Consider the following 11,108-nt stretch of genomic DNA (forward strand, 5'->3'; position numbering starts at 1 on the left):
GGAGTTCCCGGTGCGGGAGCGCTCGGTCACGGTGACAGGCGCTGTGCCGACCTTCCGGCTGACCGGGATGTCGGACAGCTGGATGGTGAACCCGCCGTCCGGGCCGATCGGCGCGTGACTGCCGGCGGGCGCGCAGACGAACTCCTTTGCCGTCGCGTCCAGACGAACGGTCCAGCCGGTGAGGCTGATCCTCGGGGTGATCTTGTTCAGGTCGGTGGCGAGATCGGGGGCCATCGTCCCGGCCGGGACCTTCACCTTGATCCACTCCACATCGGCCGGGGTACCGCTCTGCCGGGCCACCGCGATGACGACCTCCCCGATCTCCTCGGGGACCTGCGGGTTCTCCGGTGAGGCCTTGAGAGGGCTCGGGGTGGTGGTGATCTGGTAGGTCAGCAGCGGATCGTCGGCGGCGGCATCGGTGTTCCGGGTCTGGATCACGACGGACACGGGGCTCTCCTTCGGATTCGTGGGCCGCGCCGCCCCGTTCCCGGGACGGCGCGCGGCGCAGTGGCGTCAGTGCTCGGCGCGGCTGTGCGCGACGGCGTCGTCCAGGGTGAGGAAGCCGGAGCGGATCTCGGGTTCGGCGAGCGGGAGGTCGTACTGGTCCTGGGTGAGGATCGGCAGCTTCTGCCAGTCGCCGCCACGGTTCTCGGACCAGGTCCAGGTGCCGAGGACGCCGGCCGGGGCCGGCATCAGGACGGTCTCCTCGCTCTCGCCCTGCGGGCCGCGAAGCGCCGTGGTGGCGGCCAGCAGCGGGCCGGTGCGGAAGTTGACGGACATCCGGGCGATCGCCTGGTCGGTGAACTCCTGCGGGACGAAGACCCGCTTCGTGGCGAGGATGTCGGTGGTGGCGTGCACGGCCGCCCGGGGGTCCAGCAGCACGGTGGCGACCGCGGTGCTGTGGTCGCCGAAGTCCAGCTCCAGGCTGGGCAGGTCGCCGATCGGCCGCAGGTAGTCGCCTCCCCCCGTGGCCGGGTCGATGACCGTCTCGAAGTGCTCGTAGTCGTCGTCGAGGACGTACCCGACCAGGCCGTCGTCGCTCTGCTGCGCCTCGCCGAGGCGGATCGCCCACGGGTAGGTGGGAAGTCGGGAGGGGGACGGCTCGAAGAGGTTCTGCCAGCTGACGTCGGCGCGCAGCGGGCCGCGCAGGTTCATGGTGAGGCGGGTGCGGACCAGAGCGAGCGGGCGGCCGAGGAGGAAGCCGAGTCCGGGGTCGGCCGGGCCGTCCGGGTCGATGGTCTGCAGGGCGCGGTCGACGGTGGCGCGGAAGGCGTCGAAGGTCTGCGGGCCGCGGGCCTTCACCGCGTTGAGCAGCCGGTACGGGTGGGGGGCCAGCGCCTCCAGCTGTTCGAACCGGGTCACCTCGGAGCCGGGCAGGGCGGACCAGGACACCTCCCGCGTGCCGCCGGCGTTCAGGGTGACCCGGAGTTCGCCGAGTGCGGCTCCCTCCGGGGCGTACACGACGAGCGACTGGTCGAGGCGGTTGTGCAGCAGCCAGGCGCAGACGGGGTTGGTGCCGGGGGTGAGGTCGGTGTCCTCGTCGGTGGTGGCGGCGAGGAAGTCGAAGCCCAGCCGGGCCGGCTGGAGCAGGCGTGGGCCGAGTTCGACCAGGCGGTCGGAGTCGTAGTCGCTGACGGGGTGGGCCGGGCGCATGGTGTCGGGCATCTCGGGCGCGAAGTGCGCCGGGTTGGTGATGAGGTTGACGGAGCGTCCGAAGCGGTCGACGACGGCCAGGTCGAGGAAGGCGAGCTGTCCGGCGCGCAGTTCCTGGAAGGCGGAGACGGGGTCCGGGTCCCAGTCGCTGGCCTTGAGGGGGCCGGGGTCCGGCGGGGGGTAGTCGCCGTTGCCGATGAGGTCGGCGAGGTCGCCTGCGGGCTGGAGGCCGGCCAGGGGTTGGCGTTGGGCGAGGGCGGCGCCGAAGCCGTCGAGGGTCTGGGAGAGGTAGTCCGCCCCGCGGGCCTGGGACCGGACCTGCCGGACGGCGTCGGTGGGCAGCTGGTCGCGCACGCGGGCGTAGCTCTGCAGGGTGCCGTCGACGATGTGGCCGGCGCTGGGGGCGAGGGTCTGACGGCCGGAGACGACCAGCGGGGTACCGGGCTCTCCGGTGCCCTTCCAGCGGTAGCGGGAGCCGTCGATGAACTCCCAGTGCGCCGTGTCGCCGTCGCGCATCGGCAGCGGGAAGTACTCGGCCTTCCAGAGCAGGTACAGCGGCTGCCAGGGCATGGTCCAGGGGGCGGTGCCGTACTCGGGCAGGGTGCCGGTGACATCGCGGATCGCGCCGGTCTTCAGGGCGCGGTCGAGGATGAGGAACTCGGTGAGCAGTGCGGGGAAGCTCGCCGGCTGCTGCCCGGTGAGGTCGAGCTGGGCGGCGACGGCGGCGACGTCGGTGGTGCTGATGCCGGAGGCGCGGGTGACGACCCGTTCGGGGGTGCGGCAGGGCAGGGCGGTGTCGCGGGTGAGCGGGGCGTGGAGGTTGGCGCCCTCCAGGGTGAGGACGGGGTCGGCGCTGTACTCGAAGTCCTCGGCGGGCACCCGGATCAGGCGGCGGGCGGCGCGGGCGCCGTAGGCCGGGTAAAGGGCGTCGATGCGGGCGGCGAGGTCGGCTTCGCTCTTGCCCCAGGGCAGTTCGGCGCGCTGCCGGGCCACTTCGCGGGCGAGGGCGACGACCCGGCCGGCGGCGCCGTCCGCGTTGCCGGGGTCGAGTTCGTCGTCGATGCGGCCGGTGAACTCGTCGGACTTCTTCTGCAGGTGGTCGAGCCACCACAGGTGGTAGAGGTGTTCGCGGGCGGTGTCGAGTTCGGCTTCGGTGGTGTCGTGGGCGGCTTGGCGGCGGTTGAGGTCGGCGACGGTCTCGGCCTCCGCGGCGCGGGCCGCGCCGGAGATGCTGCGGCCGGTCTCCTCGCCTCGTTCGCCGATGAACCAGCGGTACCCGCCGGCCACCGGGCCGAAGGCGCTGTCGTGGGCGCGGCGGTCGGTGAGGATGTCGGCCTCGGGCCGGTCGCGCTCCTCCAGGGCGTCGATGCCGCCGAGCAGGAACGCCCGGAACAGCTCGGCCTCGTCGGTGGACAGGGCGCCCTGGCCGTCGGAGCGGGCGCCGAGTTCGGCGACGGCCTCGGCGATGCTGTTGGACACGATCGCGGTGACCTCGGCCGGCTTCGGGCAGGGCGATTCGGGGACGGGTCCGTTCAGGTCCCAGTCCAGGCCGAGCGCGGTCCCGGTGTGGACGGAGGTGCGGATGCCGCTGCCGGAGCCGACGGGCGGTGTCCACTGCAGGCGCTCCAGCAGTGCGGCGAGGTCCTCGGTGCCGGCCAGGATGTCGCTGCCGGGGTCCGCGTACCAGCCGGCGACGAAGTAGCTGAGCCGCTCGCGCGCCGGCAGTTCGGCCCCGGGGGTGTCGAGGAGGGTGTCGTGGAGGGAGAAGACGTTGCTGTTGTAGGGCTGGAACACCGAGAAGGTCGGCAGCCCGGGGCCGATCGCGGTGAGGAACGGTGCGTGGGCGTCGGCCGGTTCCTGCCAGGGGCCGGTGAGGTGGTGGCACTTGCCGATCAGGGTCGCGACGGGTTCTTCGCCGTCGGGGCCGGGGACGAAGTCGGGGTTCTGGAAGGAGACGGTGCCGTCCATGGGGTCGAGGTAGTCGCTCTCGACGATCCAGGCCTTGAGCTTGCGGGTGCTGTCGGCGTGGCGGACGACCAGCCACCGGTTGGGCACCAGGGGGAAGCCGCCGATGCCCTCCTCCTCGTCGTGGCTGCCGCGGGTGAGGGCGGCGGGCAGCTCCCACTGGAGGTAGACGCCGAGGCGGTCCTCCCGGCCGGTCCACTCCTCGGGGCTGGAGAACGGGGTGGGCTCGGGGGCGACGCCGTCGCCGATGTCCTTGTAGTTGGTGATCCAGCGGTGGAACACGTGCGGGGTGCCGGTGTCGCGGGTCTGCCGGTTCACGGCGAGGGCCGCGACCTCGACCGGCACGATGAGGGTGTTGTCCACGGACATGGCCCGGGTCCTTTCGTCGGTGCGGGGGCGGGCGGGGCTCAGGGCCGGGAGAAGGTCTGTGCCTGCGGCGCGTTGATCATCTGCAGGGCGAACTGTGCGGAGGAGATCCGGGGCACCCCGTGCGCCTGGGACAGCGCGGGCAGCAGCGCGTCGCCGGTGCCGTCGACGTTGAGGACGTCCCGGCCCCCGGGGCGCAGGAAGCGGGCGAAGCCGGCCGGTTGCGGGAACTCGCCCTTGGGGTGGCCGATCCGGTCCCCGGTGATCTCGCGGAGCTCGATGGTTCCGACGTCGCCGATGCCGAAGCACAGGCCGCGCGGCGGTTCGGCGAGCTCGAAGCGGTCGATCACCTCCGGGTAGAGCAGCAGGCGGGTCTCCAGGCCGAACACCGCGTCGCGGACGGGCTCGACGGCGCCGGTGCCCTGATAGGCGGCGACGATGGTGTTGGGCCAGTTCGGGACCAGACTGGAGTTGATCAGCACCGCGCACTTCGGGACCGGCCCGCCGCCGGTGGCGAGCGCGTTGAGGTCGGCGTCCAGGGTGTGGCCGACGCCGACGCTCAGCGCGCCGTCGACGGCCGCGCGCACCCAGCCGGGGTCGAGGTAGGCGAAGCGGATGCTCTCCGCGGGCAGGGCGCGGGGGTCGGGGACCAGGTGGGACAGGCTGAGCAGTTCCAGGCGGCGCAGCGCGTCCAGCCAGGCGGTGACCTTCGCGAACTCGTCGGGGGCGGCCTGGGTGAGCAGCGCGGCGACGCCCGGTTGGGCGAGGACGGCGCGCGCGTCGCCGATGCTGCGGCGGGTGCGGGCGGCCGTCCGGGCCGCGGTGCGGCGGCGGCCGGCGCGCAGCTGCGGTCCTGCCTGGTTGAGGGCCTGGACGAGGCGGGCGCCGCCGGCGCGCTCGTCGCCGTCCAGCAGGAGGCGGTCGAAGGCCTCGAAGGCGAGCGGTGCGGTGAGGTGACGGCCGGTCAGAGCGGTGACGGTACGGGTGGCGAGTCCGGGGTGGGAGGCGAGGCGGCGGGCCGCGCTGCGGGCGGCGGAGCGGAACGCCAGCAGGGCGGTGCGGAAGTCGGCGTCGGCGAGGGCGAGGGTGCGGCCGGTGGTGAAGGCGGCGGCGTAGGTGGTGTCGAAGACGCCGTAGTGCTGGAGGTAGATCAGTGCCTCGCCCGGGGAGTCCAGGCGGGTGGCGGCCGGGTCGGGGAGCTTCCGGGCGGGTTGGGCGGTGAGCGGGCCGCGGTAGAAGGCGAGGGTGCGTTCGCCGGTCTCCAGGCGTTGCGGCAGGGCGACGGCGCCGCCCGCCATCCGGTCCAGGGCCTCCTTCTGCGGTCCGGCCGGGTTGGCGGGGGCGGTGGTCGGGACGCGAAGGCGTAGGTCGTCGGCGGGGCGTGCGGTGACGCCGTCAGCGGTGGCCAGGTGCTGGGCGAGGTCGCCGAAGCCGATGCCGGAGTCGGGTTCGGTGGTGAAGGACCAGGAGGCGAGGGAGACCAGGCGGACGCCCTCTGCGGGGGCGGGGGTGGTCAGGTGCCGGTCGAAGCCTTCGAGCGAGACCAGGTGCACGACGTGGCGTCCGCCGGTGGCGGCGGGGAAGCGGTTGGCGACCAGGACGGCGTTGAGTTCGCCCTCGTCGGGTTCGGGGTCCGTACCGGCCCGGGTGGCGTCGGGGCGTCCGCCCTCGCGCAGGTGGGCGAGGTAGCCCATCTCGGCGGGCAGCGGCTTCACCGCGTCGAACAGGTCCTTGGGGACGAGGACGGTGGCGCACTGCTCCTCGTACTCGTCGGGGCGCAGGCTCTCCGGTGGGAGAGCGGGGGGCTTGCCGGCGCCGTGGCCGCCGTCGAGGAGCTGGCGTACGGTGCCGGTCTTGACGAGGCCCACGGCGTCGGGGTCCTCGGGCAGTTCGTCCTCGCGGAACAGCAGCAGGGCCATCCAGGGGACGGCGGGCGGCTGGTCCGGGCCGAGCGGGCGGTTCCAGGGCAGGCCGGGGGCGTCGAGGTTGATGTGGGCGAGGGTCTGGCTGTAGGTGCCGACGGCGTCGGGGACGGGGAACTGCGCGTTGATGCCGGTCGGGTCGAAGCTGAAGCGCGGCTGGACGACGTCGAAGGGCTGCGGGGTGGCGTCGATGACGCGGTCCGCGCCGTCGAGGTCCTCGAGCACCTGACGGTTGTCGATCCGGTACCGGCCGGCGTAGAGCGACGGGATGCGGTGGTCGAAGAACCGGGTGCGGTGCTCGGCACCCGGCGCGGTGGTGCGCGGCTGCGGGGCGGGTTCGGAGGTGGTGGTCACAGGGCGTGCCTTTCGACAGGACGCGGCGTGGGGCGAGGGGACCGGTCGGCGAGGGGTCGGCCGGGGGGCTGTCAGCCGGCGACGAGCATCGGCTCGGCGGTGAACGCGGTGCCGGCGGCGTTCGCGTAGGCGCTCAGGTCGGTGTCGAGCGCGCCGAGGTCGGTGTCGAGGGCGGCCAGGGCCTGGGCCAGGGCGGTGCGGTTGCCGCGGGTGGCGGCGGTGTCGATGCCGCTCTGGATCGTGGCGATGACGCCGCCGGGACGGGTCGGCGTCGGGCCGGTGGCCGCCTCCGCGGAGAGCGGCTGGTTGCCGTCGGGCCTGATCGGGTCGAAGGAGATGGCCTGCTCGTCGAGGAACCCGGTGGAGGTGCCGTGGTCGACCGGCGGCGAGGTCAGCCGGATCCCGAGGATCCGGTCGGGGATGATCCCGTCGTTCGGGGCGTCGGGCTGCCGGCCCCACAGGCCGTTGGGCACGTTGCCGCGCAGGACGGCGCGGCCCCAGGGGGTCAGGCTCGCGGCCTGGCCGTTGTAGGTCAGCCAGACGCGCAGTTCGCTGCCCTTGCCCCGGACGTGCATGGGCAGGATGTCCACCGCACTGTCGGTGGCGACCGGTGTGGTGCTGCTCCGGTCGAGGTAGACCTTGCTGACGGGGGCCTGGGTGTCGGCGGTGAAGGTGAAGCCGCCGTTGCTGACCAGCCACGGCTTGAGGTCGCCGCGGGTGGCCGGGGCGCCCTCGCCGGTGTACCCGGCGATCGCGGTGGTGCGGACCATGTTCTCCGGCGGCGGCAGCATGCCCTGGAAGCCGCCCCAGTCCAACGCCGGGGCCTGATTGCGGCGGCCGGCGCCGAACCCGATGGTGAAGGAGATGAACCAGAGGTGCACGGTGGCCTCGCCGCCGACCGCGGGGCCCCAGACCCGGACGCTGACGCCGACCTCGATCGAGATCCTGATCTTGACGAACCAGACCTTGATGGTCGCGGAGACCCCGACCCGGATGCCCATGCCGACGTCGAAGTAGAAGGGGTTCCACTCCAGCAGGGCGTCCACCCGGGCGGTGAGCCAGGCGCGCAGCATGCCGGACTGGAAGACGACGTCCAGGGAGCCGCCGGCCATCAGGGACTTGGGAGTGAACGCGGCGTAGGCGTTGCCGGTGATGTTGACGGTGGAGCCGACGCCCCAGGTCAGACCGGCGGGCTGCTGGCGGGGGTAGCGGGCGGGTAGTTCCCGGCCGGCCGGGATCGCGCCGAGCATGAATGCGAAGTCGCCGGCGTGGGCGTGGTTTCCGAACCAGAACTTCATGCCGACGCCGCCGCGCAGCTTGCAGTTCGGGTCGATCAGGAAGGTCTTCTCGGTGAAGGCCGCGCCGATGCTCAGCTCCCCGGCGGTCGGGCGCAGGGTTGCCTCGATGCCGATCTCCACCCGGGCGATCTTCTTGTCGCTCTTGGTGGGCAACTGCATCCCCGCCGCGCCGAGCAGGCTGATCGTCAGGTCGGAGCCGGTCTGCACCAGGGCCATGGCCCGGCCGCTGAAGGTCTCGAAGCAGTCGAAGGCCAGGCCCGCCGCGAACCAGAGGTCGCCCTCCTGCGGCCGCACCCACGGGTTGGAGCCGCCGATCAGCTCGCCGAGGACCTTGAGCGGGTCGACCTCGTCGTCGTCGGCGCCGATCTCGCCGGGGTTGTCGAGCGCGACCAGGAACGGGAAGCTGCCCAGCGCGTCAGCGGCCGGGACCCGTACCCGGCTGTTCCAGCCGAACCCGGCCGAGATGCCCCGCACCTGGAACAGCGGCGGCCCGAAACCGACCTGGCTGCCGAGCGAGCCGTACGCGAAGAGCGACGGATCGGCGCCGGTGCCGTCGGGCACGACGTACGCGCCCATCGCCGAGCCGTTGAACGCGCCAGTGTCGACCAGCAGGACACCGCCGACCACCGTCTTGTACGGCGGGGAGGCCGGGAGCGCGGTCAGCGCACCGGCGATCCGCAGCGGCGGGTTGTAGTAGTCGACGCTCAGGCCGTTGTCGCCGCCGGGCGTGCCGATCGGCGACCAGCCCCGCACCGACGGCGCCTCGAGGACCTTCATACCGTTTCGGCGGTGCGGGCCGGGGCGCGGGGTGAGGATGCCGTGCTCGGTGACCAGCGCCTGCGGGGTGCGGTCGCGGGCGCCGGCGTCCCGGTGCTTCACGTCGGGCAGCGCGCGGCCCAGGCCGTCGAGGCGTCCGGGGTCGGTGGGCGGCGCGGGCGTGCGCCTGGTCAGTCGCAGCGCCCGGCCGTCCGTCAGCGCCCAGGCCCCGGCGGGCAGTTCGATGCCCGCCGGGGTGCCGTCGACCAGGACCAGGCTGCGGCCCTCGCCCAGGTCGACGGCGGCCACCGTCCCGGTCACCCACTCGCCGTCGACGGTGAACGCGACGTCCACCGGCGCCGAGGACGCGGTCACCTTGGCCCGCCCGCCGACCGACAGGGCCCGCGGATCGCTCACCGCGCCGTCGATCCGCACCGTGCCGCCCGGGAAGACGAGCGCCGCGGCATCGGGGTCGGCGAACACGGACGCCGGGATCTCGACCGCACCACCCGCCGCCCGGTCGAGGAGTTTCCGAACGTCTTCCACGCGTGCTGTCACAGCGATCCCGCCCTCGGCTCGTGGGAAAGGGGAATGGCGGACACACGCACCGGCCTCGGTAACGGGCCTGACGTGTCCGCAGCCACGAGCCTAGCCAGGGCGGACACTTGAAGTAGCGGCATACATACCCACAGTGACCAACATGGCCGAAAGGTGGTGCACAAACTTCACCGGAGGCCGGAACCGCCCCTGGCCGTCCCCCGGTCTGCAGAAGCGTTTCAACCGGGCCCGGAAAAGGATCCGCGCCCACGGCCACCCGCCCTCGCAGGCTGCCGCCGCCCACCCGACACGAGACACGGCACCGGAATCCGGCCAATCAACGGACCCACCCGAGGGCGCATCGGCCGAGGTACCCACGCCCGGAACTCCCGAGGACCCGCCGAGCACCGATCACTCGGCCCGGCGTCTCCTCAGCTCATCGAGCCAGCCACGCACCTGCTCGTCGTCGGGGAGAAAGCCGCCCTCGGGGCCGGCCGGCAGGTCGATGCCGTGGAGCACTTCCAACGCCCATCGGGCCGGGTCGTCCCAGCTGAGATCGTCATCGGCCAGCCATCGGGCCGCCCACCGGTCGACGGCGTCCCGGCTCGTCCGCGCCTCGACGAGCGCAACAAACCGTGCCTCGATCTGGTCCAGGTCGGGCTGTCTGCCATGGGTCACGGGTCGACCGTAGCGCGCTCCGCCAATCGCCCCCGGCCCGGTTCCGCTCAGCGGTACTCGCGCAGGCGCGGGCGGACCCCCAGCACGCTCAGGGCGAGCGCCAGGACGAGTGCCAGGCCGCCCGGTGCCGCGGTGCCGGCCCCCAGATCGGCGTCGGCGTCGGCCACCGCCGTGTCGAAGGCCCGCTGGTTGACCGCCAGGACATCACCCAGGGCTGTGCTGAGGAGCTCGAAGTCCGCGTTGGACTGGCCGGGCGCCGTACCGGTGTTGAACGTCACCGCGGCTTTGAGCTGCCCCTGGTTTCGCAGGCCGCGCATGGCACGGTCGTCCTGCTGGTAGCGCTGGAACGCCGTCAGGGCGCGTTCGGCCGCGTCCTGCTCGCCCGGGAAGGTGATGTTGCGCAGTTCCGTCCCGAGGAAGCCGTCGAACGGGACCACCCGGTGGTCGGCCCGGTGGGCGTCGGCCCGGCGTGACAGCTCGTCGTTGTAGCTGTCGAGGGTGGCGCCCGGGAGGTGGGCGACGGCCTGGGTCTTGTCGAGGAAGGACTGCTGGTACGCGGCGGCCCGGGCCGGGTCGGTGAGGTAGCGGCTCTCGTCGGCGTTCATGTCGTAGGCCACCGCGCGGGCGCGGCTGAGGGCGATGACGGAGTCGTAGGCGTTGCGCTTGGCGACGACCAGGTGGCCGTCGGCCGCTGCGGAGAGGTGGAGGCCGGTCGCCAGTCCGAGGACGGTGAGCAGGGTCGTGGCGGCCAGCGGGAGGTTGATCCTTCGGCGGAAGCGGGCGGTCAGGGTCCGTTGCAGCGCGGCAAGCGCGGCGAGGGCGGCTGTTCCGGTGGCCAGGATCCACCACCGGCCGGCCGCGAGGTCGCCGCGTCGGGCCGAGTAGATGCGGTCGACGGTCGCGGAGTTGGCTGCGGCGACCTGGTCGGCGGCGGGCAGCAGTTGCTGGCGGAGCAGGTCGGTGGCCTGGCGGTAGGTGTCCAGGGCGTCCGGGGAGGGCTTGCCGGCCGGGGCGTGTGCCTGGTCCTCCAGCAGCTGGGCGCGCGCCACCAGGGCTTCGTAGCGGCCGAGTTCGCCGATGACGGTCTGGACGGCGCGCTGCCCGGCCGGGTCGCCGGCGGCGGCCTCGGCGGCGCGCTGGAGGTCGGTGCCGGCCTGGTTGCGGCGCTGCTCGTAGGTGTCCAGCGTCTGCTCGCGCAGTGCGGTGTAGTCCGGGTCGGCGCCGATCAGCAGGAGGTTGGCGGCCTGGGCGTCCATGTCGCTGAGTGCGAAGGCCAGGTCGGCGGCCCGGGTGGCCTGTGGGGCGGCCCGGTGGCCGATGGTGTCGGTGCCGTCGCGGGCGCCGCCGAGCACCGAGGCGGTGGCCGCGGCGAGGCCGAGCAGGGCGGCCAGGCAGAGGGCGGTGAGTGCGCGGACCAGGCGGGGCGTGTTCCACCAGGAGCCGCTCAGCGCGGGGATCCGGGCGCGGATGCCCGGCCCCTGGGCCGGGGCGCCCGCGGGATCCTCGTGGCCCTGTGCGGTGGTGGTGCGGGGGGCGCGCGGCCCGGGTGCCGGTCCGGCCGTACCCGAGTTCGCCACCC

5 protein-coding genes and 1 pseudogene are annotated in these 11,108 nt (G+C 73.5%); all 6 read right to left on the bottom strand.

What is annotated here, in order from left to right; all coding sequences use genetic code 11:
* Positions 1 to 447 (bottom strand): annotated as a pseudogene (locus AB0D08_RS22185) (hypothetical protein); the annotation flags it as partial.
* Positions 448 to 513: 66 nt separating this feature from the next.
* The gene (locus AB0D08_RS22190) at positions 514 to 3,987 is read right to left on the bottom strand and encodes a hypothetical protein (RefSeq protein ID WP_359890929.1); all 3,474 of its coding nucleotides are present in this window, start codon (positions 3,985 to 3,987) and stop codon (positions 514 to 516) included.
* 38 nt (positions 3,988 to 4,025) lie between these two features.
* Positions 4,026 to 6,260 (bottom strand): hypothetical protein, encoded by a 2,235-nt coding sequence (locus AB0D08_RS22195; RefSeq protein WP_359890931.1) that lies wholly within the window; start codon positions 6,258 to 6,260, stop codon positions 4,026 to 4,028.
* Between the two features lie 71 nt (positions 6,261 to 6,331).
* Positions 6,332 to 8,860 carry a DUF6603 domain-containing protein gene (locus tag AB0D08_RS22200; RefSeq protein ID WP_359890934.1) on the bottom strand — a complete coding sequence of 843 codons (2,529 nt, stop codon included), beginning with the start codon at positions 8,858 to 8,860 and terminating at the stop codon, positions 6,332 to 6,334.
* A gap of 402 nt (positions 8,861 to 9,262) precedes the next feature.
* Entirely contained in the window at positions 9,263 to 9,529 is a 267-nt protein-coding gene (locus AB0D08_RS22205) for a hypothetical protein (protein WP_359890936.1), read from the bottom strand.
* Between the two features lie 47 nt (positions 9,530 to 9,576).
* Complete coding sequence (locus AB0D08_RS22210; RefSeq protein ID WP_359890939.1) at positions 9,577 to 11,106, bottom strand: hypothetical protein; 1,530 nt, start codon at positions 11,104 to 11,106, stop codon at positions 9,577 to 9,579.
* Positions 11,107 to 11,108 lie beyond the last annotated feature (2 nt).

It is taken from the genome of Kitasatospora sp. NPDC048540 (assembly GCF_040651175.1).
In the GTDB taxonomy this organism is placed as follows: domain Bacteria; phylum Actinomycetota; class Actinomycetes; order Streptomycetales; family Streptomycetaceae; genus Kitasatospora.